Origin of the sequence: Streptomyces sp. NPDC057099 (assembly GCF_042671245.1) — a bacterium.
Classification (GTDB): Bacteria; Actinomycetota; Actinomycetes; order Streptomycetales; family Streptomycetaceae; genus Streptomyces; species Streptomyces purpurascens.
The window spans coordinates 19,852-42,620 of record NZ_JBHUTX010000013.1; the positions used below are offsets into that span (position 1 = coordinate 19,852).

24 protein-coding genes are annotated in these 22,769 nt (G+C 68.8%); 11 read left to right on the forward strand and 13 right to left on the reverse strand.

Going from position 1 to position 22,769, the window contains the following annotated elements:
* Positions 1-75: 75 nt before the first annotated feature.
* Entirely contained in the window at positions 76-1,665 is a 1,590-nt protein-coding gene (locus ACFT4A_RS18800; protein ID WP_382831471.1) for a S8 family serine peptidase, read from the forward strand.
* A 20-nt stretch (positions 1,666-1,685) separates the two neighbouring features.
* Here ACFT4A_RS18800 and ACFT4A_RS18805 read toward each other — a convergent pair whose 3' ends face one another.
* From ACFT4A_RS18805 to ACFT4A_RS18815, 3 genes are read right to left on the reverse strand one after another with little or no spacing between them, the layout of a single operon-like run.
* The gene (locus ACFT4A_RS18805) at positions 1,686-2,114 is read right to left on the reverse strand and encodes an arsenate reductase ArsC (protein WP_382831473.1); all 429 of its coding nucleotides are present in this window, start codon (positions 2,112-2,114) and stop codon (positions 1,686-1,688) included.
* Positions 2,115-2,158: 44 nt separating this feature from the next.
* On the reverse strand, positions 2,159-2,932 hold the full coding sequence (locus ACFT4A_RS18810; RefSeq protein WP_382831809.1) for an aquaporin: 774 nt from the start codon (positions 2,930-2,932) through the stop codon (positions 2,159-2,161).
* Between the two features lie 2 nt (positions 2,933-2,934).
* A complete protein-coding gene (locus ACFT4A_RS18815; RefSeq protein ID WP_382831476.1) occupies positions 2,935-3,309 on the reverse strand; it encodes an ArsR/SmtB family transcription factor in 375 nt (124 codons plus the stop codon).
* A gap of 81 nt (positions 3,310-3,390) precedes the next feature.
* On the opposite strand from ACFT4A_RS18815, the gene arsM reads away from it, so the two are divergent.
* Positions 3,391-4,140, forward strand: coding sequence for an arsenite methyltransferase (gene arsM, locus ACFT4A_RS18820; RefSeq protein ID WP_382831478.1), 750 nt, complete (start codon positions 3,391-3,393; stop codon positions 4,138-4,140).
* A 30-nt stretch (positions 4,141-4,170) separates the two neighbouring features.
* On the opposite strand, the gene ACFT4A_RS18825 is transcribed toward arsM, so the two are convergent.
* On the reverse strand, positions 4,171-5,073 hold the full coding sequence (locus ACFT4A_RS18825) for a helix-turn-helix transcriptional regulator (protein ID WP_382831480.1): 903 nt from the start codon (positions 5,071-5,073) through the stop codon (positions 4,171-4,173).
* A gap of 152 nt (positions 5,074-5,225) precedes the next feature.
* On the opposite strand from ACFT4A_RS18825, the gene ACFT4A_RS18830 reads away from it, so the two are divergent.
* Positions 5,226-5,546 carry a carboxymuconolactone decarboxylase family protein gene (locus ACFT4A_RS18830; protein ID WP_382831482.1) on the forward strand — a complete coding sequence of 107 codons (321 nt, stop codon included), beginning with the start codon at positions 5,226-5,228 and terminating at the stop codon, positions 5,544-5,546.
* Positions 5,547-5,597: 51 nt separating this feature from the next.
* Positions 5,598-6,029, forward strand: coding sequence for a cupin domain-containing protein (locus ACFT4A_RS18835; RefSeq protein WP_382831485.1), 432 nt, complete (start codon positions 5,598-5,600; stop codon positions 6,027-6,029).
* Here ACFT4A_RS18835 and ACFT4A_RS18840 read toward each other — a convergent pair.
* The 3 genes from ACFT4A_RS18840 to ACFT4A_RS18850 form a co-directional block, all read right to left on the reverse strand.
* Positions 6,024-6,713 carry an ABC transporter ATP-binding protein gene (locus ACFT4A_RS18840; RefSeq protein WP_382831488.1) on the reverse strand — a complete coding sequence of 230 codons (690 nt, stop codon included), beginning with the start codon at positions 6,711-6,713 and terminating at the stop codon, positions 6,024-6,026. The two genes, ACFT4A_RS18835 and ACFT4A_RS18840, sit on opposite strands and share 6 nt — an antisense overlap.
* A 43-nt stretch (positions 6,714-6,756) precedes the next feature.
* Positions 6,757-8,859 carry a hypothetical protein gene (locus tag ACFT4A_RS18845; RefSeq protein WP_382831491.1) on the reverse strand — a complete coding sequence of 701 codons (2,103 nt, stop codon included), beginning with the start codon at positions 8,857-8,859 and terminating at the stop codon, positions 6,757-6,759.
* Positions 8,860-9,023: 164 nt separating this feature from the next.
* Positions 9,024-9,317: a lactococcin 972 family bacteriocin gene (locus ACFT4A_RS18850; RefSeq protein ID WP_382831494.1), complete on the reverse strand. Its 294-nt coding sequence runs from the start codon at positions 9,315-9,317 to the stop codon at positions 9,024-9,026.
* 443 nt (positions 9,318-9,760) lie between these two features.
* Here ACFT4A_RS18850 and ACFT4A_RS18855 point away from each other — a divergent pair, with 443 nt between their 5' ends.
* On the forward strand, positions 9,761-11,161 hold the full coding sequence (locus ACFT4A_RS18855; RefSeq protein WP_382831496.1) for a hypothetical protein: 1,401 nt from the start codon (positions 9,761-9,763) through the stop codon (positions 11,159-11,161).
* A gap of 143 nt (positions 11,162-11,304) precedes the next feature.
* Here the strand turns inward: ACFT4A_RS18855 and ychF are convergent, their stop codons facing one another.
* Positions 11,305-12,393, reverse strand: coding sequence for a redox-regulated ATPase YchF (gene ychF / locus ACFT4A_RS18860; protein ID WP_382831499.1), 1,089 nt, complete (start codon positions 12,391-12,393; stop codon positions 11,305-11,307).
* A 170-nt stretch (positions 12,394-12,563) separates the two neighbouring features.
* On the opposite strand from ychF, the gene ACFT4A_RS18865 reads away from it, so the two are divergent.
* A complete protein-coding gene (locus ACFT4A_RS18865; protein ID WP_382831502.1) occupies positions 12,564-13,133 on the forward strand; it encodes a DUF6542 domain-containing protein in 570 nt (189 codons plus the stop codon).
* A gap of 311 nt (positions 13,134-13,444) precedes the next feature.
* On the opposite strand, the gene ppgK is transcribed toward ACFT4A_RS18865, so the two are convergent.
* Together ppgK and ACFT4A_RS18875 are read right to left on the reverse strand one after the other, a co-directional pair.
* Positions 13,445-14,191, reverse strand: a complete 747-nt coding sequence (ppgK, locus tag ACFT4A_RS18870) for a polyphosphate--glucose phosphotransferase (protein ID WP_382831505.1) — start codon at positions 14,189-14,191, stop codon at positions 13,445-13,447.
* A 102-nt stretch (positions 14,192-14,293) separates the two neighbouring features.
* On the reverse strand, positions 14,294-15,331 hold the full coding sequence (locus ACFT4A_RS18875; RefSeq protein ID WP_382831508.1) for a 4-hydroxy-3-methylbut-2-enyl diphosphate reductase: 1,038 nt from the start codon (positions 15,329-15,331) through the stop codon (positions 14,294-14,296).
* Positions 15,332-15,500: 169 nt separating this feature from the next.
* Here ACFT4A_RS18875 and xseA point away from each other — a divergent pair, with 169 nt between their 5' ends.
* The 3 genes from xseA (at position 15,501) to ACFT4A_RS18890 (ending at position 17,689) form a co-directional block, all read left to right on the forward strand.
* Complete coding sequence (gene xseA, locus ACFT4A_RS18880) at positions 15,501-16,709, forward strand: exodeoxyribonuclease VII large subunit (protein WP_382831510.1); 1,209 nt, start codon at positions 15,501-15,503, stop codon at positions 16,707-16,709.
* 9 nt (positions 16,710-16,718) lie between these two features.
* Entirely contained in the window at positions 16,719-16,964 is a 246-nt protein-coding gene (locus tag ACFT4A_RS18885; protein WP_382831513.1) for an exodeoxyribonuclease VII small subunit, read from the forward strand.
* 134 nt (positions 16,965-17,098) lie between these two features.
* On the forward strand, positions 17,099-17,689 hold the full coding sequence (locus tag ACFT4A_RS18890; RefSeq protein WP_382831515.1) for a malonic semialdehyde reductase: 591 nt from the start codon (positions 17,099-17,101) through the stop codon (positions 17,687-17,689).
* Between the two features lie 86 nt (positions 17,690-17,775).
* Here the strand turns inward: ACFT4A_RS18890 and ACFT4A_RS18895 are convergent, their stop codons facing one another.
* On the reverse strand, positions 17,776-18,300 hold the full coding sequence (locus ACFT4A_RS18895; RefSeq protein ID WP_382831518.1) for a DUF4245 domain-containing protein: 525 nt from the start codon (positions 18,298-18,300) through the stop codon (positions 17,776-17,778).
* A gap of 127 nt (positions 18,301-18,427) precedes the next feature.
* Here ACFT4A_RS18895 and glpX point away from each other — a divergent pair, with 127 nt between their 5' ends.
* On the forward strand, positions 18,428-19,462 hold the full coding sequence (glpX, locus tag ACFT4A_RS18900; protein ID WP_382831521.1) for a class II fructose-bisphosphatase: 1,035 nt from the start codon (positions 18,428-18,430) through the stop codon (positions 19,460-19,462).
* Between the two features lie 85 nt (positions 19,463-19,547).
* On the opposite strand, the gene ACFT4A_RS18905 is transcribed toward glpX, so the two are convergent.
* The gene (locus ACFT4A_RS18905; RefSeq protein ID WP_184590908.1) at positions 19,548-19,925 is read right to left on the reverse strand and encodes a WhiB family transcriptional regulator; all 378 of its coding nucleotides are present in this window, start codon (positions 19,923-19,925) and stop codon (positions 19,548-19,550) included.
* A gap of 174 nt (positions 19,926-20,099) precedes the next feature.
* Positions 20,100-20,795, reverse strand: coding sequence for a DUF1707 domain-containing protein (locus tag ACFT4A_RS18910; protein WP_382831523.1), 696 nt, complete (start codon positions 20,793-20,795; stop codon positions 20,100-20,102).
* A gap of 165 nt (positions 20,796-20,960) precedes the next feature.
* Here ACFT4A_RS18910 and ACFT4A_RS18915 point away from each other — a divergent pair, with 165 nt between their 5' ends.
* A complete protein-coding gene (locus tag ACFT4A_RS18915; RefSeq protein WP_382831525.1) occupies positions 20,961-22,631 on the forward strand; it encodes a fumarate hydratase in 1,671 nt (556 codons plus the stop codon).
* Positions 22,632-22,769 lie beyond the last annotated feature (138 nt).

Consider the following 22,769-nt stretch of genomic DNA (forward strand, 5'->3'; position numbering starts at 1 on the left):
CTCCAGGCTTCCGGGTGGCTCCGACGGGCGTGCACGACACCCCACAGCGCACCACCGATGAGGAGGATCCCTCAGATGGCAGTGATGCGTACTCCCCGCACCCCGCACGGATCCACCCGGCGAAGACTGGCCGCGCTCGGCGCGACGGCCACCGCGGCGCTCGTCGCGAGCCTCGTCTCCGCCCTCCCCGCCGGCGCGGCCCCGGTCGCAGACGGGGGACGCGTCCAGTACGAGGGCGCCGCGAACGCCGTCGCCGACAGCTACATCGTCACCCTGAGGACCGCGAAGGCCGGTTCCGCCGAAGGCCGCGCCCTGGCGCACAAGTACGGCGCCGACATCGAGCGGACGTACACCAAGGCCCTGAACGGCTACGCCGTCGAGGCGTCCGCGTCCGAGGCGAAACGTCTCGCCGCCGACCCGGCCGTCGCCTCCGTCGTCCAGGACAGGATCTACGGCGTCACCGGGACGCAGCCCAGCCCGCCCTCCTGGGGCCTGGACCGCATCGACCAGAAGAACCTGCCGCTGAACAGCTCCTACACCTACCCGGATTCGGCGGGCCAGGGCGTCACGGCGTACGTCATCGACACCGGCGTCCGCATCACCCACAGCGACTTCGGCGGGCGCGCCTCCTACGGCTACGACGCCGTCGACAACGACAACACCGCCCAGGACGGCCACGGTCACGGTACGCACGTCGCCGGCACGGTCGCCGGGAGCGCCTACGGCGTCGCCAAGCAGGCCAAGGTCGTCGGGGTCCGCGTGCTGAACAACTCGGGCCAGGGCACCACCGCCCAGGTCGTCGCGGGCATCGACTGGGTCGCGCGGAACGCGGTCAAGCCGGCCGTCGCGAACATGTCCCTCGGCGGCCCCGCCGACACGGCCATCGACACCGCCGTACGCAATGCCATCACCTCCGGCGTCACCTTCGTGGTCGCGGCGGGCAACGAGTCCACCAACGCCTCCACCCGGTCTCCGGCGCGTGTCACCGAGGCCGTCACGGTCGGCGCCACGACGTCGAGCGACGCGAAGGCGAGCTACTCCAACTACGGGACGGTGCTGGACCTGTTCGCGCCCGGCTCGTCCATCACCTCGTCGTGGAACTCCGGCGACTCGGCGACCAACACCATCTCCGGTACGTCGATGGCGAGCCCGCACGTCGCCGGAGCCGCCGCCCTCCACCTGGCCGCCAACCCCACGGCCACTCCCGCGCAGGTCTCCGCCGCGCTGACGGCCGCCGCCACCACCGGCGTCGTCACCAGCCCCGGCAGCGGTTCCCCCAACCGGCTCCTCTACGTGGGCGGCGGCACGACCACCCCGCCCGGCCCGCGCTTCGAGAACACCGCCGACCAGGCCATCGCCGACAACGCCACCGCCGAGTCCCCGGTGACCGTCTCCGGCGTCACCGGCAACGCACCCTCGGCCCTGGCCGTCGAGGTCCACATCGTCCACACCTACATCGGTGACCTCCAGGTCCAGCTGATCGCCCCCGACGGCACGGCGTACACCCTGAAGTCGTACGGCACCGGCGGCAGTGCGGACAACATCGACACCACGTACTCCGTGAACGCCTCGGCCGAGACCGCCAACGGCACGTGGACCCTCCGGGTGAGCGACAACGCCCGCCTGGACACCGGGCGGATCGACGCCTGGGCGCTCCAGTTCTGAGCCCCGTGCGTAAAGGTCCGTCAGTTCCTTGACCCGTCCGGGACGCCGAGTTCGGCGAGCAGACCGCGCACGCGCTGCTCGATGGCGTCCCGGATCGGCCGGACGGCGTCGACGCCCTGGCCCGCCGGGTCGTCGAGCCGCCAGTCCAGGTACCGCTTGCCGGGGAAGACGGGGCAGGTGTCCCCGCAGCCCATGGTGACGACCACGTCGGACGCCTGGACCGCCTCGGGGGTGAGGACCTTCGGGGTCTCCGCGGAGAGGTCGATACCGGCCTCGCGCATCGCCTCCACCACGGCCGGGTTCACCGTCGCGGCGGGCGCCGATCCCGCCGAACGCACCTCGACCCGGTCCCCGGCGAGTCGGGCGAGGAAGGCGGCGGCCATCTGGGAGCGGCCGGCGTTGTGGACGCAGACGAACAGTACGGAGGGGCGCGGGGCGGCAGCGCTCATGCGGTGTCCTTTCAGGCGGTGTCCTTGCAGACGGGGAAGGTCGGTCAGGTGGGGGCGACTTCGGGCTCACCGTGCGGGACGACGACCACGTGCGTCGCGGCAGAGGAACGTCCGTAGACGACCGCGACGACGCCCAGCCCGAGCGCGGCACCGAGCAACTGGGCAGCGATGAACGGGGCGACGGAGGCGGGGGCGATACCGGCGAAGGTGTCGGTGAAGGCACGGCCGACGGTCACCGCGGGGTTGGCGAAGCCCGTGGAGGACGTGAACCAGTAGGCGGCCCCGATGTACGAGGCCACGGCGGCCGGGGCCAGGGCTGTGCGGCCGATGCGCCCCAGGCCGAGAACGAGCAGGATCAGCCCGGCCGTGGCGACGGCCTCGCCCAGCCACAGATGCCCGGCGAAGCGGTCCTGGGCGGAGAACCTCACCAGCGGCTTCCCGAACATGGCGTCGGCCAGGACCGCGCCGCCGATCGCCCCGGCGACCTGCGCGGGCACGTACGCGGCGGCTTCCCGCCAGGTCGGGCCGGTGCCGTCGCGGCGGCCGGTGAACCTGTCGGCGAGAGTGACGGCGAGGGTGACGGCGGGGTTGAAGTGCGCGCCGGAGACGGGCCCGAGCAGCGTGATCAGCACGGCCAGGCCGAGGACGGTGGCGAGGGAGTTGGCGAGCAGCTGCACGCCGGCGTCGTGCGACAACTGGGCGGCCTGGATCCCCGACCCGACGACGACGGCGACCAGGAGCCCGGTCCCGAGCGCTTCGGCGGCGAGGCGGCGGAGGAGGGGCGGGGGTGCGGCAGCGGTTCCGGCGGTCCGCGACATGCTCACGCGACAGCTCCAGCGGACTCCGGCGCGCTCAGAAACGCGGCGATCCGGTCCAGGACGCCGGGCAGCACCCAGTAGTACACCCACGTTCCGCGCCGCTCGCAGTCGATGAGACCGGCCTGGCGGAGCAGCTTGAGGTGGTGGGAGATCGTCGGCTGGGACAGGTCGAAGGCCGGGGTCAGCTCGCAGACGCAGACCTCGCCGCCCTCCCCGCGCGAGGCGATCATCGACAGCAGCCGCAGCCGCACCGGGTCGCCCAGCGCCTTGAACACCTTGGCCAGTACCCGGGCACGTTCCTCGTCCAGGGGCGCGGTGGCCAGGCCCTCGCAGCAGGCGGCGTCCTGCCCGATCACCTCGAGCTCTTGTTTCGACATGCCTCTATGTTGACGTTTTTCGATTCAAGGCGCAAGCTTGCATCAATGAACGTCAATACAGCCCGTTCGGAGGCAACTGTCATGAGCGAGCACTCCACCGACCTGCGCGAAATCGTCCGCCGCCGATACGCCGAGGCAGCCGTGTCGGTCACCACGGGCGGCACCGCCTGCTGCGGCCCCGAGCCCATCGAGGTCGACGAGAACTTCGGCTCCACCCTCTACGCCACCGCCGAGCGCGACGCCCTGCCCGCCGCGGCGGTCGCCGCCTCCCTCGGCTGCGGCAACCCCACCGCCGTCGCCGAACTCCGCACCGGCGAACGCGTGCTCGACCTCGGCTCCGGCGGCGGCATCGACGTCCTGCTCTCGGCCCGCCGCGTCGGCCCGACCGGCAAGGCGTACGGACTGGACATGACCGACGAGATGCTCGAACTCGCCCTGGCCAACGCCGAGAAGGCGGGCGCGACGAACGTCGAGTTCCTCAAGGGCACCATCGAGGCCGTCCCGCTGCCCGCGCACACGATCGACGTGGTCATCTCCAACTGCGTGATCAACCTGTCCACCGACAAGCAGGCCGTGTTCGCCGAGACGTTCCGGGTGCTGAGGCCCGGCGGCCGGATCGGCGTCTCCGATGTCGTCGCCGACGACGCCCTCGCCCCCGCCCAGCGTGCCGAGCGCGGTGACTACGCCGGCTGTATCGCCGGCGCGCTGTCCTTCGCCGAGTACCGGCAGGGCCTGGAGGCCGCCGGTTTCACCGACGTGGAGATCACCCCGACCCACGCGGTGGCCGACGGCATGCACTCGGCGATCGTCCGAGCGACCAAGCCGCGCTGACCGGCCGGCGCCGCGCGCGGTCCGGCATGCTCAGCCCTGCCGCCCCTGATCGGGGGCGGCGGCGGGATCACCGGTGACCGGCGCCTCCTCGGTGGCGGCCCACGCGGCGAGCAGCTGGAGGGCGTCGTGGTCGGCGGAACCGGCTGCGGCGCTGTAGGCGGTGAGGGTGAGGCCGGGCTGGGCGGGCAGCTCCATGGCGTCGAAGTCGAGGGTCAGGACACCGACCTCGGGGTGGCGGAAGGACTTGCGGCCGGTGTGGTGCAGGCGCACGTTGTGCCTGGCCCAGGCGGTGCGGAACTCCTCGCTACGGGTGACGAGCTCGCCGATCAGGCCGGTCAGCGCTGTGTCGTGAGGGGCGCGTCCGGCCTCGGTCCGCAGCAGGGACACCGTGGTGTTCATGGACTCCTCCCAGTCGGGAAAGAAGTCGCGGCCACGGGCGTCGAGGAACTGGAACCGGGCGATGTTGACCGTCCGTGCGGTGCGGTCGGGGAACAGCGGGGAGTACAGGGCCCGGCCGAGGTGGTTGGTCGCGAGGATGTCCAGCCGACCGTTGCGGATGAAGGCCGGGGAGTCGGTCATCGACGCCAGGACGCGCAGGACACTGTCCGGCAGGGGCCCACGGACGCGCCTGGACCGACGGGCCGGGCGCTTGGCGACGGCACGGGCCAGGTCGAACAGATGGGCGCGCTCGGCGTCGTCGAGCTGGAGAGCGTTCGCCACGGCATCGAGGACCTCCTCGGAGGCGCCCGCGAGGTGACCGCGTTCGAGGCGGACGTAGTAGTCGATGCTGACGCCGGCGAGCAGCGCGACCTCTTCGCGACGCAGGCCCGGCACCCGCCGATTACCCCCGTAGGCGGGCAGCCCCGCCTGCTGCGGCGTGATCTTGGCGCGGCGGGAGGCCAGGAACTCGCGGGCGTCGCTCTCGGTACTCACGCCTTCCAGGCTAGGCCGGGCGTCCCGCGGGTGGGGGGCCCTGTCAGTACCTGTAACGGCAGTCCCTTCCCCATCACACCGGGCCGCGTTTTCCTCGATAGCGACAGCGGTCGAACCCGCACAAGTCTGTCGCAATCGAGGAGAGAACTTCCATGCCGAAGCAGTCCGCACCCCAGGAGCTGGCCGGGATCGCGCCCAAGCTCGTCGAGATCACCGACGAGGTCCTGTTCGCCGACGTCTGGGAACGCCCCGGGCTGTCCCCGCGCGACCGCAGCCTGGTGACCGTGAGCGTGCTGGCCGCCCTGTACCGCGGCGAGCAGCTCGGCTACCACCTCGGCGTGGCCCTGGACAACGGCCTGAGTGCCGAGGAGCTGTCCGAGGCGATCACCCACCTGGCCTTCTACGCGGGCTGGCCCAACGCCATGACCGCGATCACCCGTCTCAAGCAGATCACCGACGCGCGAGACGCCTGACGAGCCCTCTGACGAAACGCCTGACGAAACGCCTGACGACAGGAGCGAACCATGGAACACATCACCCACACCCCCACCCTCAAGGCCCCGGCCGAGCGCTTCACCGGCGACGTCTACCTCAACATGATCGAGACCCCCACCGAACCGGCCCGCCTCGCCGCCGCCCTGGTCCGCTTCACCCCCGGCGCCCGCACCCACTGGCACTCCCACGCCCTCGGCCAGGTCCTGCACATCACCGACGGCATCGGCCTCGTCGGCACCCGAGACGGCCACATCATCCGCGTCAGCGCCGGCGAAACCGTCAAGTGCCCCCCGAACGAGGAACACTGGCACGGCGCCACCGACACCAACCTCCTGGCCCACATCGCCATCGTCACCGGCGACACGAACGGCGACGGCACGAACTGGCTGGAGCCGGTGACGGAGGAGCAGTACGACGCGGCTCTCAGCACCGTCGAGGGCGGTGGCTCCGGCCGCTCATGAGCGGATCAGAGGACTGATCGACTCGCGTGGTGAGGCTTCGACGAGCGAGGACTCATGGACAGCAAACACGGCGTCACATCGGTCCCGGACGGCGGCGTCGTGGGTGGCGAGGACCACGGCACATCCGCCCTCGCTCATGTCGCGGAGGATGTCGATGACGGCGGTGGAGTTGGCGTCGTCGAGGGCGCCGGTGGGCTCGTCCGCCAGCACCACGGCCGGCCGCTGCACCATGAGGCGGGCCAAGGCCACGCGCTGCTGCTCTCCACCACTGAGGTGGAGAACCTTCTCCTTTCCCCGCCCCGCCAGCCCCACGCGGTCGAGGGCCTCAGCGAGGGCCGAGCCGCCGTTGCCCTGCGCTGAGCGCCGAGGCTTGACGGCCACCTCCAAATTCTCGTCGACGGTCGCGTTCTCGATCAGGGCGTAGTGCTGGAACAGGTAGCCGAGGGTGTCGCGCCGGAACCGACGGATCTCGCTCTTTCCGAAACCAGTCAGATCCTTCCCCTGGTATCGGATCGCCCCGGCGGTCGGCTTGTCCAGCAACCCGAGACAATTGAGGAGGGTCGACTTACCAGATCCGCTCGGGCCGACGAGGGCGAGCATTTCGCCTGAGCCGACAGTGAAGTTGACGTCCTGCCACAAGACACGGGCACCGAAGGTCTTGGAAAGGTTCTCTATATCGATCACAACGCACTCCGGCTGGATGAAGGGGTTCCGACGCTCGAGAGGCTCACGTGGCGGTCGCCCCTTCTTTCACGATCCGGCGATGGAAGAACGCCAGAGCGAGGAGGACAGCCCCGAACTCGAAAACAACGAGTCCGGTGATGACACCGAGATCCAGGGTGGTCAGGTGAGTGGGCTGGAAGGGGGCGGGCACACCCGCGGCAGCGAACTCTTTCAGTTCCTGTTTCTGCTGCCAGGCCTCGAACGGAATCCTCGTGGCAAAGATGACCGCGATGGCCGCCTCAACGGCGAGAATGAACCGGCGCGTGGCAACATATCTCCAACCGCTGATGTGTCGCACGAATATGTTCTGCGCGTTCTTGCGGGAGTAGATGATGCAGACGCCGACACCGGCAATAAGAAGGACTGCCACGGCAATGATCAGGTTGAATATCTGCAATCGAAGTTCGTTGACCGCGTTCCTGAGGTCCAGAGCTGTTTTCTGTCCGACGGGGCTCACGGAATTGACGTAGTTGTCCAGCCTGTTCGCCTTGACACCCTTGAGCACGTCGTCCGGGTCGGGGAACACCACTCCCGCCTGAGTGGCGAATGCGGTATAGGCATCGTCCCTGAGGATGCGTGAACCGTTGGGGACGACAACGAGAACCGGATCCCGCACCATGGACCTGTCCTCATCAGGACTGTGTGCCGAGTTGTAGGAATAGGCGCCGGTGTTGTACCCGAAAACACTCTGCCCCGCCCTGCTGCTGAGCGTCTCAAGCGCAACGTTCCGGTCGAGGCCCGGATCGATGATCCCGGATGCCGCCTTCGTGATGGTCGATGCATGAGAGGCAAGGGATTCGGGAATGATGACCCGCACCGCGCGCGAGTCCGGAACCCTGCCGCTGCGGGCTTCAGAGGCGTGACGCCGTCCCGCGGGGTCAATAATCGGTTGCTTCTCGAGATAGGTGTCGTTGACGATGAGGATTTCACCGGACGGAAGACCTCTGCCCGGTGCGGAAACCTGGAGATCTCTGCGCCCGGCGAGGACAACCTCACCGCGCTCATCGGCCTGCCGCAGCCACGGGCCCACGTGGTCGTTCAGTTGATCCATGCGCATGGCGAAGGCACCACTGAGACGTACCGAGACCGCATCGCCCACCGCGCCGTAGGCGTCCCGGTTCTCCAGGCGCATCAGTACATCCCGGCCGGCAAGAGTCACGCTCGTGGCGATACTGAGAGCGAGCAGCAGTGCGGGGATGCGTACGAGATAGACGCTGATGGAGGCCGCGCGCGAAGGCAGCTCGCCCCTGAGAGCAGGCAGGACGTCGGTCTTGAACGTCAGGGCCAGCATGGCCGCGTGGACCGAGAGCACCAGGACCAGCAGCAGGGCGGCCACCGCCGCGGCCACCGAAGCGAACAGCCCCAGCCAGGCGAGGCCGTTGTAGAAGCCGAGGAAGGCGAGGGCCACCGCAGCGACGGTGCCGACGGCTGCGAGCCAGAAGACCACCAGTTGTCGCAGATCCCGGAGGAGGATGCCGATGAAGGACATTCCCTGCATCCGGAGAACTCCGTACGCTTTGGCATTGAGCAGCACGCTCGCGCCTGTCATCGTCAGCGCGGCAAGTGCAACCACACCAAGTGCCTGAAACAGGGGATCGTCCGAGTATCGTTCGCTCAGCTCGGCATACGACAAGGGATGCGTGACACTCACCGTCAGGCCGAGGTCAGCGAAGAAGGCCTGCAAGGAATCGGCAGCGGCTGATGACCCGAACACGTAGTAGGTGCCTCGGGGATCCAGTTGCCCGACCTCGGAAATCGGATGTACACGTGTTTCATAGTTCCTGCTGAACGCCGGATACCCTTCGTCCAGCCAGGATTTTGTCATGACGCTGGATCCACCCGGAGCCAGATACAGATGCCGGATTCCGTCCGGGTTCCTCAGATCGGTCACCTCACGAGCCACCCCGACTCCATGCTCTTTCGAGAACGACTCGACAGCTCGGACGACTTGAGCTCCGCTCGTCGAACCGTCGGTGTCGATGACGTCGACCAGAGCCGAGTTTCCCAGCACTCCGGTCTCGTCCAGCCCGCGCACGAACAGGAAAGCCAGCACTGCGGAGAAGGCCAAGGTGGCGGCGTGGACGAATCTTATGCCTCGATGCAGCATCTGATACCTAGGTTGAGGGCGCTCTGGAGCACGTCCGGGAAGAAGCAATCCGTAAGAAATGGAGCTGTGGGGGCAAGCAACACTCGCCCCCACAGCTGCGTCGATCTAGATACCCGAGAGCGGTTCCGCCCCCGCATACAGGACTCGACTGCCGACCTGGTGAATCAGCAGCTCGGGTCGTAGTAGTACGAGATGCCGCCACCGTTCTTCGTCCCCGAGGCCAGGGACCAGCTCCCCGCGTCGGTGCAGCCACTGCCGAAGAGCTGGCGGCCAATCTTCACCGAGGAAGCGTGATCGTTCGACGGGTGCTTGAAGTTCGACCACGCCGTGTTGGCGCCCTGGTCGTAACTCCACTTACCGCCGGCGACATCGACGGTCGTAGCAAGCGCCGGAGTGGCCGCCGCGAAAAGCAGGGCAGCGGACGCAACAGCAGCCTTGACCACGTTTTTCTTGTTCATCTGAATCACCTCTCGACATGGATTTGTTGTGAACGAGTCAAGACTCTGAAGCGCGAAGGGCCCCGACGCAAGGAGATGATCGTTAGGCGCCGGTGAGTTGACTGAAAACAACGACTTCGACGGTGAAGGTGGCGTGAAAGATGTGGAATGAAATTGAGACTATGGCGTGAACGCGACACCTGCCCCAGAGCGGGTCATGGCGGGCAGCCGGGGCGGCCGGTTCAACATCCACGACACACACAGGGGCACTACAGTGCGTTCGATTCGTGATCATCGGGTGACTGCTGCCACCCCGCCCTGCTCAACTCCCGCCCCGAAAGCCCTCCTTGATGTCGATAGACCGCAAGTCACGCTTATCGCCTCGCCACCCAGAAGCCCTCACAACAGACACGGCACCTGGAACCGACCCTCTACGTCGCGATGTTCTCGTCTGGCTGGTCCCGATGCTGTGGACCTTCGCCCTCGGCCTGTGGGGCCTGTCACGGCAGGACAGTGTGTGGCGGGACGAGGCTGCGACCTGGCAGGTAGCCGAACGTTCCACCGCTGAGATCTGTCGGATGCTGGGGAACGTCGACGTCGTGCACGGGTCCTACTACCTGCTCATGCACGCGCTGTTCGAATGCTTCGGGCCCAGCATCACAACCCTGCGACTGCCCTCGGTGCTGGCCACGGGAATCGCGGCGGCATGCGTGGCCGTGATCGGACACCGACTGGCCGGCGTGTGGGTGGGCCTGGCGGGCGGGATGGCGCTCGGGCTGCTTCCGGCTGTGCAGTTCTACCTGCAGGAAGGCCGGTCGTACGCACTGGTGGCAGCCGGTTGCGGGATCTCCACACTGCTGCTTGTGAACTTGCTCCAGAGACGTGTCCGCACGCTGTACTGGGCCGTCTACGGCAGCACCATCCTGCTGATGGGGCTACTGAACTGGCTCTCGCTCATGATCCTCGCGGCACACCTGGCAACCCTGCTCTGGACCCGCGCCGGGAGCGAGATCCGGACACGCTGGACGACAGCCTCCGTGGCCGCCACAGCGTGTGTGCTGCCGTTGATCGTCTTCAGCCGAGGTCAGTCCGCACAGGTGTCCTGGATCCCGCCGCTGTCCTGGCACATGATGATCGGTCCTGCGATCCTGATGGCTATCGGCGGCCTCGGTGCCCTGCTGGACCGGCCGCGAGCGGGCCAACTGTCGGTGGCGGCCGTCGGGTTACCTCTGCTGGCGGTCCCGCACATCGGGCTCGTCGCTCTGTCCATGATCCAGCCGCTGTTCCTGGACCGGTACATCCTCTACAGCCTGCTGGGCCTGGCGCTCCTGATCGGCTCGGTCGTCGGCGCAGCCATAGAGGCGGTACGGCTCCGACGCCCCACAGCGTCCAAGTGGATTCTCCCCGCGGTGGTCACCGCGGCGATGGTGGCGCTGCTGCCGCAGTCACTCACCAAGCGATCTCCCGCAAGCAGGGTGGACGACGTCCTGGCCATAGCGTCGGACGTACGGCGGCTGAAAAACACCGGGAGCGCGGTGCTCTTCGTCCCCTCGGCACGTCGCGACACCAAGTCCGTCTCTCCGAGCGCCTTCGCCGGTCTGCGAGACATCGCTCTCGAGGTGAGCCCGGAGGCGTCAGGGACGCTGAAAGGCATGGAGGCGAGCCCAGGTCGCATACGTGCGGTAATGCTGACCCAGCGACGGATACTGCTGGTGACGGACATGGCCCAGGTGGCGAGACCGGTGACGGCCGAGCGGGACAAGACCAAGACCGCCGTGCTGAAGAAGTACTTCACGCCGGTGGCCGAAGAGCAGGTCCGCGGCCGAAGGGTGACGGTGTACGAGCGACATGCACCGGTTCACTGACCGGCGGCACCGGCTGCGCGAGCGTCGCGACAAAGCCGGTGCGCTCCGGGCCGGTAACGACCAAGGGGCCCGACTCCGAGGAGACGGACCCCATTTGACCTGCATGTTTGCCCGGTCAGCAACGTGGTGTTGCTTTCATCCGCTCACACGTTGAAGCGGAACTCCACCACATCCCCGTCCTGCATCACATACTCCTTGCCCTCCATGCGCGCCTTGCCCTTCGCGCGGGCCTCCGCGACCGAGCCCGTCTCCACCAGGTCGTCGAAGGAGATGACCTCCGCCTTGATGAAGCCCTTCTGGAAGTCGGTGTGGATGACGCCGGCCGCCTCGGGGGCCGTGGCGCCCTTCTTGATGGTCCAGGCGCGGGATTCCTTGGGGCCGGCCGTGAGGTAGGTCTGGAGGCCGAGGGTGTTGAAGCCGACGTGGGCGAGGGTGGCGAGGCCGGGCTCTTCCTGGCCGACGGACTGGAGGAGTTCGAGGGCCTCGTCCTCGTCGAGCTCGGCGAGGTCCGCCTCCAGCTTGGCGTTGAGGAAGATCGCCTCGGCGGGGGCGACCAGGGCACGCTGCTCGTTCTTGAAGTCCTCGTCGACCAGTTCGTCCTCGTCGACGTTGAAGACGTAGAGGAACGGCTTGGTGGTGAGCAGGTGCAGGTCGTGCAGGAGCTCGTTGCGCTCGCTGCCCTGGACGATCCCGTGCGCGAAGAGGGTGTCGCCCTTCTCCAGGATCTCCTTGGCCTCCTCGACGGCCTTGACCTTCGGGGCGATGTCCTTCTTGATGCGCGACTCCTTCTGGAGGCGCGGGAGGACCTTCTCGATGGTCTGGAGGTCCGCCAGGATCAGCTCGGTGTTGATCGTCTCGATGTCGTCCTTGGGCGAGACCTTGCCGTCCACGTGCACGACGTTCTCGTCAGCGAAGGCACGGATGACCTGGCAGATCGCGTCCGACTCACGGATGTTCGCCAGGAACTTGTTGCCCAGGCCCTCACCCTCGGACGCGCCGCGCACGATGCCCGCGATGTCGACGAAGTCGACCGTGGCCGGGAGGACCTTCTCCGACTTGAAGATCTCGGCGAGCTTGCCGAGCCGCGGGTCGGGGACGCCGACGACGCCCACGTTCGGCTCGATGGTGGCGAACGGGTAGTTGGCCGCCAGCACGTCGTTCTTGGTCAGGGCGTTGAACAGGGTCGACTTGCCGACATTCGGCAGACCGACGATTCCGATCGTGAGCGACACGTTGCGACTTCCCGTGAGTGGAGAGGGCCAGGGGGCCAGGGGACCGGCCGATCCACCAGTCTACGGCGTACCCGCAAGCGGCCCGGCGACCCGTCGAACGCTTGGCCAGGCACCGGCCCACGGCGTGTCTGAGGGGCGATTCGGCACATTAAACGACCTACGTTGGTGCAGTGGAGCAATACAGGACGCGACCTGCCCGGTACGGACCGCGACGTGACCGGCCGGGATCGTCACTGCCACCCCAGGCGAAACGTGGAGCGGGAGGTGCGCGGAGTGAGGCGGCGGTACGGCGGCCCGGGCCCGCGTCGGCAGCGTCCGCACCCATTGCGGGACGGCTGCCGAATCCCCGGCTGACCGGGCTGGGCAGCGGACTGTTCTCCGGAGCGGTGATGTTCCTGCTCGGCGGGCTGTGTGCCGTGCTGTTCGGGGCGTCTCTGACGGCCTACGGCGTGCTGTTCCTGCCGGTGTGTGTCCTGACCGCCCTGTGGGTGCGGCGGGGGGATCTGATGATCGCGCCCGTCGTCGTGCCGATCGCGTTCGCCGTGGGGCTGCTGCCGATGGCCGACGGCGACGGCGGGACCGGCGGCAGGCTCATGGGGCTGGTGACGGCGCTCGCCACGCAGGCCGGGTGGCTGTACGGGGGGACGCTCGTCGCCGGGCTCATCGTCCTCGTCCGGCGAATCCGGCTGGTGCACAGGCGCCGGGCGGCAGCAGCAGCCGGGGCCCGTCCGCCGGTGTGACGCCTGCCGGGTGGTGCGTGTCCGTGGGGCGCCCGCCGGTGGGACACCCGCCAGGGTGGCGACTGCCGACGGGACACCTGCCAGGACGACGCCCGACGGTCGGACATGTGCCGAGATGGCGACTACCGAGGACCGAGGCACCCGACGGCGGACACCTGTAGGACTGGCGCCCACCCGTGCGGCGCCCGCCGGTGTGGCACGGGTCGGCCGGACAACCGTCCATGTGCCACCCGGCGGCGGGAAACCCGCCCCCAGGACGCGCGGCCGCCGGAAGACGTCTGCCCCTCCGGCTCCGACACCCGCCGGAGGCCCTAGTGCCCGGCCGCCCGCATCGCGGCCCCCACGATCCCCGCGTTGTTCTGCAGCTGCGCCGGGACGATCTCCGCCTTGATGCCCTCGATGTGGGGCAGGAACTTGTGGGACTTGCGGCTGACGCCGCCGCCGATGATGAACAGCTCCGGCGAGAACAGCATCTCGACGTGGGCGAGGTACTTGCGCACACGGTGCGCCGCCCAGTGCTCCCACGTCATGTCGTGGTCCTCCCGGGCCTTGCTGGAAGCCCGCTTCTCCGCGTCGTGCCCGTCCAGCTCCAGATGGCCCAGCTCGGTGTTGGGGACGAGGACGCCGTCGACGAAGACCGCGCTGCCGATACCCGTGCCGAGCGTGAGCACGATCACCGTGCCCTGGCGGCCGCGGCCGGCGCCGAAGTGCATCTCGGCGACGCCCGCCGCGTCCGCGTCGTTCACCACTGTCACCGGCAGGCCGCCCAGCCGCTCGCCGAGCAGCGCGCGGGCGTCGGTGTCGATCCAGCTGTCGTCGACGTTGGCCGCCGTACGGATCACGGCTCCGTCGGTGACCACGCCCGGGAAGGTGACCCCGATCGGGCCCGTCCAGCCGAAGTGGTCGACGACCTCCTTGACGCCGTCGGCCACCCCGTCGGGCGTGGCCGGGTGCGGGGTGAGGACCTTGTGGCGCTCCTGCCCCAGGTCACCCTTGTCCAGGTCCACCGGGGCGCCCTTGATCCCGGAACCGCCGATGTCCACACCGAAGATCTGCATGGCCCTACGTTACGACGTAGGACTGACAGTCACCGGCCGGATGGCGTTCCTCACGCAGCGACTCCCCGAGCACTCCCCGAGCGCTCCCCAGCCGCTCCGCGATCACTCCCCGGAATTTTCACCGGTGGCGGTCCCGGTGCCGGCCCCACCGCGCTCGGCGGCCAGCGTCGCCGCCTCCTCGCGCAGGTCGCGGCGCAGCTCCTTGGGCAGGGAGAACGTGATGGACTCCTCGGCCGCCTTGACCAGCTCCACGTCTTCGAAGCCGCGCTGCGAGAGCCACTCCAGGACCTGCTCGACCAGGACCTCCGGGACGGAGGCACCCGAGGTGACGCCGACCGTGGAGACGCCCTCCAGCCAGGCCTCGTCGATCTCGTCGGCGAAGTCCACGAGGTACGCCTCACGCGCACCCGCGTTCTTGGCGACCTCCACGAGCCGCACGGAGTTGGAGGAGTTGCGGGAGCCGACCACGATCACCAGCTCCGACTCGGCGCCCATCTGCTTCACCGCGAGCTGACGGTTCTGCGTGGCGTAGCAGATGTCGTCGCTGGGCGGGGAGATGAGCTGCGGGAACTTCTCCTGCAGCGCGTCGACGGTCTCCATGGTCTCGTCGACGGACAGCGTGGTCTGGGAGAGCCAGACGACCTTGGACGGGTCGCGGACCTCGACCTTCGCGACATCGCCCGGCCCGTCGACCAGCTGGATGTGCTCGGGGGCCTCGCCGGAGGTGCCGATGACCTCCTCGTGGCCCTCGTGGCCGATCAGGAGGATGTCGTAGTCATCCTTGGCGAACCGGACGGCTTCCTTGTGGACCTTGGTGACGAGGGGGCAGGTGGCGTCGATGGTGGCGAGGCGGCCGCGCTCGGCCTCCTCGTGGACGACAGGGGCAACGCCGTGTGCGGAGAACATGACGATGTTCCCCGGGGGCACTTCCTCCGTCTGCTCGACGAAGATCGCGCCCTTCTTCTCCAGGGTCTGCACGACGTACTTGTTGTGGACGATCTCATGCCGGACGTAGACCGGAGCCCCGTACTGCTCCAGCGCTTTCTCGACGGCGATGACGGCGCGGTCCACACCCGCGCAGTAGCCACGGGGGGCGGCGAGCAGGACACGGCGGCCAGGCGAAGCAGACATGCGTCCCATCGTAAGGCCGCGTTCGGCGGGTCGAAGATCGCGTCGGTGTGGAGTCCCCGGGAAGACTGACGGGACGCGAGGAACACACTCTGCGGCGCGGTCTCGGCTTCCGGGAGCATGAGGACACCTCACCGAGCGGCTGGGCCTTGTTGTCACCGGTGCCCACTACCCTCGCGGCATGGCTGTGAACACGTCCGCGGAATCCCCGCTGCCCGTCGGTGAGGTGTCGCGGCTCATCGGGGGATGGATCGACCGGCTCGGGGCGGTGTGGGTCGAGGGGCAGATCACTCAGTTGTCGCGGCGGCCGGGCGCCGGTGTGGTGTTCCTGACGTTGCGCGACCCGTCGCACGACATCTCCGTCGGCGTCACCTGCTACCGGCAGGTGTTCGACGCCGTCGCGGACGTGGTGAGCGAGGGCGCCCGGGTCGTCGTCCTAGCGAAGCCGGAGTGGTACGCCCCGCGGGGGCAGCTGTCGCTGCGGGCCGCCGAGATAAGGCCCGTCGGCGTCGGTGAGCTGCTCGCGCGGCTGGAGCAGCTGAAGAAGGCCCTCGCGCGGGAGGGGCTGTTCGCGCCGGAGCGGAAGAAGCCGCTGCCGTTCCTGCCGCAGCTCGTGGGGCTGGTCTGCGGACGGGCCTCGGCCGCCGAGCGCGACGTCCTGGAGAACGCCCGGCACCGCTGGCCCGCCGTCCGCTTCGAGGTGCGCAACGTCGCCGTGCAGGGCGTGCACGCCGTGCCGCAGGTCGTGCAGGCCGTGAAGGAGCTCGACGCGGCCGAGGACGTCGACGTGATCATCGTCGCGCGGGGCGGCGGCAGTGTGGAGGACCTGCTGCCGTTCTCCGACGAGCAGCTGATCCGGACGGTCTCCCAGTGCCGTACGCCCGTGGTGTCCGCGATCGGGCACGAGCCCGACAACCCGCTCCTCGACCACGTCGCCGACCTGCGCGCCTCCACCCCGACCGACGCCGCCAAGAAGGTCGTACCGGACGTCGGCGAGGAGTACGAGCGCGTGCGGCTGCTGCGGGACCGGGCGCGGCGGTGCGTGGCGGCGCTGGTCGAGCGGGAGGAGCGCGGGCTCGCCCATGCCCTCGCGCGGCCGTCGATAGAGGACCCGCACCGGATGATCGACGAGCGCGCCGACCACGTGGCGAACCTGCTCGACCGGGGCAGGCGCTGTCTGCGGCACCAGCTGGACCGGGCCGACTCGGAGCTGACGCACACGCACGCACGCGTGGTGGCCCTCTCCCCCGCCGCGACCCTGAAGCGCGGGTACGCCGTGCTGCAGAAGACGGACGGGCACGCCGTCCGCGATCCCGGCGAGGTGGAGGCCGGCGAGGCGCTGCGCGCCCGGGTCTCCGAGGGTGAGTTCTCCGTACGAGTGGACACATAGGGTGGGTGGATGACCAGCGAGGTTGATGAGACGCCGGGCACGTCCGAGGCGCTCGGGTACGAGCAGGCGCGGGACGAACTGATCGAGGTCGTCCGGCGCCTGGAGGCGGGCGGCACGACGCTGGAGGAGTCCCTGGCGCTCTGGGAGCGCGGCGAGGAGCTGGCCAAGGTGTGCCGGCGCTGGCTGGACGGGGCGCGGGCGCGGCTGGACGCGGCGCTGGCCGAGGAGGCCGCGGCGGACGAGGACACCGAGTAGACCGACCGGGACCGGGCCGGTCGGTGTGGCGTGACACACGACACCCTCAGGTTAGTTGAACGTTGAACTTCACTCGCGTACGGTCGAGGATGTCAGCCGATCTTCCGGACCGACCGTCGCGAGAAAGTGCATCCATGTCCCTCGTTCTTGACCCCACCGCCCAGGACCTGCTGTTCCGTGAGGCCCGCACCGCCAACGCCTTCACCGACGAGCCGGTGACCGATGAGCAGGTGCAGGCGATCTACGACCTGGTCAAGTACGGTCCGACGGCCTTCAATCAGACCCCGCTGCGCATCACCCTGGTCCGCTCCCCCGAGGCCCGCGAGCGCCTCGTGCCGCACCTGGCCGAGGGCAACCGCGCCAAGACGGCGAGCGCCCCGCTGGTCGCGATCCTCTCCGCGGACAACGAGTTCCACGAGGAGCTGCCGCACCTGTTCCCGGCCGCGCCGCAGATCAAGGACGTCTTCTTCACCGAGCGCCCGGTCCGTGAGAACGCCGCCGGCCTGAACGCCGCGCTGCAGGCCGCGTACTTCATCGTCGGCGTCCGCGCCGCCGGTCTCGCCGCCGGCCCGATGACCGGCTTCGACTTCGAGGGCGTGCGCAAGGAGTTCCTGGACGACGACCACACCCCGCTGATGATCGTCAACATCGGCCGCCCGGGCCCGGACGCCTGGCACCCGCGCTCCCCGCGTCTGGAGTTCGACCAGGTCGTCACCACGGTCTGAGCCCCTCCCGGACACAGATCCCGGACACGGACAAGGCCCCCGGCAGCACGCCGGGGGCCTTCGTCATGCCTGCGCGAGTGCGCGGCTCACTCCGTCTTCAGCGACTCCGCCATCTTCGACAGCCGCGCGAACGACGCGGTGCCCGTCACGACCGTCGTCGAGCCCTTGGTGTCCTCGAGGACCAGCGCGTCGTAGCGGCCGCCCTCGTAGCGGGTCCACGTCCGGCCGGCGATCTTCTCGGTCTTCCCGGTCTCCTGCGCACCCTGGGTCGCCTCGTCGAGGAAGACGGGACGCCGCTGAGTGGACTGCTCGACCGCCACGTACTCCCCCTCGGGATCGTGGAAGCCGAGGTGCCAGGTGTCGAACTCGTCGCCCTGATAGCGGACGGAGGTGGCCTTCCATGAGTCGGTCAGGCCCTCGGGCGCGGCCACGGGGTACGGGGCGGCGCGGCGTGCCGTCAGCAGTTCGACCCGGTAGTCGACCACCTTGGTTTCGGGCGGACTGTCGTCGTGCGGGATGAAGAGATACACGAAGCCCGCCACGAGGACGATGACACCCATGGAGAGGATCATGTCCCGCGCCGTCTTCTGCTTGCCGTTCGTGCCTGCCACGCCCCCTATCGTCGCAGGTCTCCGGAGCGCTCATCCGTGGGGGCCCCTGCTCATTTTGCCGCCTCGGCGATAGAGTCGGGCGACAAAGCCCTCATCCGGCCGTCGTCGTACAGAAAGGTGCGCTCCGATGACCGAGCATCATCACTTGCCGTCCGAACTGGATGTGCCCTCCGAGGCCCCCGACCGCAACCTCGCCCTGGAACTGGTCCGGGTGACCGAGGCAGCGGCCATGGCCGCGGGCCGTTGGGTGGGACGCGGTGACAAGAACGGCGCCGACGGCGCCGCGGTGCGCGCCATGCGGACCCTCGTCTCCACCGTCTCGATGAACGGCGTCGTCGTCATCGGCGAGGGGGAGAAGGACGAGGCCCCCATGCTGTTCAACGGGGAACGCGTCGGGGACGGGACCGGGCCCGAGTGCGACATCGCCGTGGACCCGATCGACGGCACCACGCTGACCGCGAAGGGCATGACGAACGCGATCGCGGTGCTGGCCGCGGCCGAGCGCGGCTCCATGTTCGACCCGTCGGCGGTCTTCTACATGGACAAGCTCGTCACCGGGCCCGAGGCGGCCGACTTCGTCGACATCAACGCGCCGGTGGCGGTGAACATCCGCCGGGTCGCCAAGGCCAAGCGGTCCGCGCCCGAGGACGTGACGGTGGTGATCCTGGACCGGCCGCGGCACGAGGGCATCATCAAGGAGATCCGTGAGGCCGGTGCGCGGATCAGGCTGATCTCCGACGGTGACGTGGCCGGCTCGATCCTGGCGCTGCGCGAGGGCACGGGCGTCGACCTGCTGCTCGGCATCGGCGGTACGCCGGAGGGCATCATCTCGGCCTGTGCCGTGAAGTGCCTGGGCGGCACCATCCAGGGCAAGCTGTGGCCCAAGGACGACGAGGAGCGGCAGCGGGCGCTCGACGCCGGGCACGACCTCGACCGGGTGCTGACCACGGAGGACCTGGTCACCGGCGAGAACGTGTTCTTCGTGGCGACCGGGATCACGGACGGGGAGCTGCTGCGGGGGGTTCGCTACCGCGCCGAGACCGCCACGACCGACTCGATCGTGATGCGGTCGCGGTCGGGCACGGTCCGCAGAATCGATTCTGAGCACCGCCTGAGCAAGCTGCGGGCGTACAGCGCGATCGACTTCGACAAGGGGAAGTAGCCCCAGGCCCGGAAGTCGAGGGTCGAGGAAACGCCGAAGAAGAGGGCGCCCCCGGTGCGGTGGGGGCGCCCTCTTCCTCTGTCGCTCAGCCTGCCGCGGCTATGCGGTCCGACGAACGGGCCGCCTTCTTCAGCTCCAGGTCACGGCGGCGACGCCGGGCCAGGACCACGCGGCGTTCCGCGGCGGTCAGGCCGCCCCAGACGCCGTACGGTTCGGGCTGGAGCAGGGCGTGTTCGCGGCATTCGACCATCACCGGACAGCGGGCGCAGACCCGCTTCGCCGCCTCCTCACGGGAGAGCCGGGCCGCGGTGGGCTCCTTGGAGGGTGCGAAGAACAGGCCCGCTTCATCCCGCCGGCACACCGCCTCGGTGTGCCACGGGGCGTCTTGATCCCTGTCTCGCGCTGGCACCCGCGGGGCCGGAACGGCAGCTACCTGCAGGGACGAATGCGGCGGTTGCAGCACGGTCTACTCCTGACGACGGCTTCGCGAGCGAGAGACGATGCAGCAAGGCCTACCCGCTGTACGCGCGCCTATGCACTGAGTTCCGAAGCGCTGGATTCGCCCCGTTCGCAAGGTCCGTGGGGCCGCGTCACCGGTGCACCGTTTTGCTCCGAACCCGGGGCGGATTCGCGACTGTCAATGATCCAGGTGCTTGCGCAAACTCTTGTCGACCTTGCGCTGCACCCGGTCCAGGATGTCCGCGACGAACTTGCCGCGCCGGGGCCTCGCCTCGACGCTGCCCAGGACGGCCCAGCCGTCCACGTAGACGACGGGGGCCTCCGGGTCGTCCGAGTCGAGGGTGTCCACCTCGAAGCTGCCGAGCACGCCACCGCCCATGCCGCGCAGCGACACGTTCTCCGGGACGCGGATGTCGACGCTGCCGAAGACCGCGAACGACTTGATCACGACCTGCTGATGGTCGAAGAGGGCCTCGCTGAGGTCTATCTCGACACTGCCGAAGATCGCGTACGCGTGGATACGGCGGCCCGCGCGCCAACGCCCCTTGCGGACGGCTCCGCTGAAGACCGCGACCACGTTGTCGTCCGGGTCCATCGGAATGGCGCCGGCGGTCGGGCGGTACGGGGCGGGGGACGGCGCCCGGCCCTGGCGGTGGGCGGCGGGCAGGTCCCGTATGAACACGTCCAGCTCGCCGACCGTCTTGGCGCGCAGCACCCCGTCGACCCGCTCGGCATGCTCGTCCGCGGTGAGACGGCCCTCGGCGAGGGCGTCGTGCAGGATCTCGGCGATGCGGTCACGCTCGGCGTCGGAGGCGCGGAACTCGGAGCCGGCGGGCGCCCCCTGCGTCTGAAGGTCCTGCTTCTGAAGGTCCACGACAGCAGCGTACCCAAACACGATAGATCGCGACACCCCCGCGCGATGACCCGTCTGTGGCGAACTGAGCCTTACCTCACAAGCTCGCCGTCAGAGGCAGGTCCTACGCTGGTGGACGCTCGCCAAAGGAGGCGGGTCGCGTCTGTCGAGTGAGGAATGGGCGAGATGCCTGAGTTCGCGTACACCGATCTGCTCCCCCAGGGAGAGGACACCACGCCGTACCGGCTGGTGACCTCCGAGGGTGTCTCCACGGTCGAGGGACCGGACGGGCGGACCTTCCTCAAGGTGGAGCCGGAGGCGCTGCGCAAGCTCGCCGAGGAGGCCATCCACGACATCCAGCACTACCTGCGCCCGGCCCACCTCACGCAGCTGCGCCGCATCATCGACGACCCCGAGGCGTCCGGCAACGACAAGTTCGTGGCGCTGGACCTGCTGAAGAACGCGAACATCGCGGCCGCGGGCGTCCTCCCCATGTGCCAGGACACCGGCACGGCGATCGTCATGGGCAAGCGCGGACAGAACGTGCTCACGGAGGGCGGCGACGAGGCGGCCCTCTCGCGCGGTATCTACGACGCGTACCAGAACCTGAACCTGCGGTACTCGCAGATGGCCCCGCTGACCATGTGGGACGAGAAGAACACGGGCTCCAACCTCCCGGCGCAGATCGAGCTGTACGCGACCGACGGCGGCGCCTACAAGTTCCTCTTCATGGCCAAGGGCGGCGGCTCTGCCAACAAGTCGTTCCTGTACCAGGAGACGAAGGCCGTTCTGAACGAGGCCTCCATGATGAAGTTCCTGGAGGAGAAGATCCGCTCGCTCGGTACGGCCGCCTGCCCGCCGTACCACCTGGCGATCGTGGTCGGCGGTACGTCCGCCGAGTACGCGCTGAAGACGGCGAAGTACGCCTCCGCGCACTACCTGGACGAGATCCCGTCGGAGGGTTCGGACCTCGGGCACGGCTTCCGGGACGAGGACCTGGAGCAGAAGGTCTTCGAGCTGACGCAGAAGATCGGGATCGGGGCGCAGTTCGGCGGCAAGTACTTCTGCCACGACGTGCGCGTGGTGCGCCTCCCGCGGCACGGGGCGTCCTGCCCGGTCGCCATCGCGGTGTCCTGCTCCGCCGACCGCCAGGCCGTCGCGAAGATCACGGCCGAGGGTGTCTTTCTGGAGCAGTTGGAGAAGGACCCGGCGCGGTTCCTGCCGGAGACGACGGACGAGCAGCTCGAGTCGGAGGGCGACGTCGTCAAGATCGACCTGAACCAGCCGATGGACGAGATCCTCGCCGAGCTCACGAAGTACCCGGTGAAGACGCGCCTCTCGCTCACCGGTCCGCTGGTCGTGGCCCGTGACATCGCGCACGCCAAGATCAAGGAGCGGCTGGACGCGGGCGAGGAGATGCCGCAGTACCTGAAGGACCACCCGGTGTACTACGCGGGCCCCGCGAAGACGCCGGAGGGGTACGCGTCCGGCTCCTTCGGCCCGACCACGGCCGGCCGTATGGACTCCTACGTGGAGCAGTTCCAGGCGGCGGGCGGCTCCAAGGTGATGCTGGCCAAGGGCAACCGCAGCAAGCAGGTCACCGACGCCTGCGACAGCCACGGCGGCTTCTACCTCGGCTCCATCGGCGGCCCGGCCGCCCGCCTCGCCCAGGACTGCATCAAGAAGGTCGAGGTCGTCGAGTACGAGGAGCTCGGCATGGAGGCCGTCTGGAAGATCGAGGTCGAGGACTTCCCGGCGTTCATCGTCGTGGACGACAAGGGCAACGACTTCTTCCAGGACCCGGCTCCGGCGCCGACGTTCACGTCCATTCCGGTACGGGGCCCCGGGCTGGCGTAGTGCTTTTCGGGCGGTGGTGGCGATCCACGCCGCCCCCGCCCCGCCCCGTAAACCAAGGGCCCAAACCCCCCGATGCACCCCAATCCATTTGCCAGGGCCCCAAAATACCACCCACACAAAAATACCAAAGAAAGCCCT

What these genes read in the sequence shown, in the direction of transcription:
- ACFT4A_RS18875 (WP_382831508.1), bottom strand. Translation starts at nt 15,331, where the DNA reads ATGGGACGCATGTCTGCTTCGCCTGGCCGCCGTGTCCTGCTCGCCGCC.
- ppgK (WP_382831505.1), bottom strand. Translation starts at nt 14,191, where the DNA reads ATGCAGATCTTCGGTGTGGACATCGGCGGTTCCGGGATCAAGGGCGCC.
- ACFT4A_RS18800 (WP_382831471.1), top strand. Translation starts at nt 76, where the DNA reads ATGGCAGTGATGCGTACTCCCCGCACCCCGCACGGATCCACCCGGCGA.
- glpX (WP_382831521.1), top strand. Translation starts at nt 18,428, where the DNA reads ATGACCGAGCATCATCACTTGCCGTCCGAACTGGATGTGCCCTCCGAG.
- ACFT4A_RS18845 (WP_382831491.1), bottom strand. Translation starts at nt 8,859, where the DNA reads ATGCTGCATCGAGGCATAAGATTCGTCCACGCCGCCACCTTGGCCTTC.
- ACFT4A_RS18830 (WP_382831482.1), top strand. Translation starts at nt 5,226, where the DNA reads ATGCCGAAGCAGTCCGCACCCCAGGAGCTGGCCGGGATCGCGCCCAAG.
- arsM (WP_382831478.1), top strand. Translation starts at nt 3,391, where the DNA reads ATGAGCGAGCACTCCACCGACCTGCGCGAAATCGTCCGCCGCCGATAC.
- ACFT4A_RS18810 (WP_382831809.1), bottom strand. Translation starts at nt 2,932, where the DNA reads ATGTCGCGGACCGCCGGAACCGCTGCCGCACCCCCGCCCCTCCTCCGC.
- ACFT4A_RS18890 (WP_382831515.1), top strand. Translation starts at nt 17,099, where the DNA reads ATGTCCCTCGTTCTTGACCCCACCGCCCAGGACCTGCTGTTCCGTGAG.
- xseA (WP_382831510.1), top strand. Translation starts at nt 15,501, where the DNA reads ATGGCTGTGAACACGTCCGCGGAATCCCCGCTGCCCGTCGGTGAGGTG.
- ACFT4A_RS18855 (WP_382831496.1), top strand. Translation starts at nt 9,761, where the DNA reads ATGCTGTGGACCTTCGCCCTCGGCCTGTGGGGCCTGTCACGGCAGGAC.
- ACFT4A_RS18815 (WP_382831476.1), bottom strand. Translation starts at nt 3,309, where the DNA reads ATGTCGAAACAAGAGCTCGAGGTGATCGGGCAGGACGCCGCCTGCTGC.
- ACFT4A_RS18915 (WP_382831525.1), top strand. Translation starts at nt 20,961, where the DNA reads ATGCCTGAGTTCGCGTACACCGATCTGCTCCCCCAGGGAGAGGACACC.
- ACFT4A_RS18835 (WP_382831485.1), top strand. Translation starts at nt 5,598, where the DNA reads ATGGAACACATCACCCACACCCCCACCCTCAAGGCCCCGGCCGAGCGC.
- ACFT4A_RS18805 (WP_382831473.1), bottom strand. Translation starts at nt 2,114, where the DNA reads ATGAGCGCTGCCGCCCCGCGCCCCTCCGTACTGTTCGTCTGCGTCCAC.
- ACFT4A_RS18885 (WP_382831513.1), top strand. Translation starts at nt 16,719, where the DNA reads ATGACCAGCGAGGTTGATGAGACGCCGGGCACGTCCGAGGCGCTCGGG.
- ACFT4A_RS18850 (WP_382831494.1), bottom strand. Translation starts at nt 9,317, where the DNA reads ATGAACAAGAAAAACGTGGTCAAGGCTGCTGTTGCGTCCGCTGCCCTG.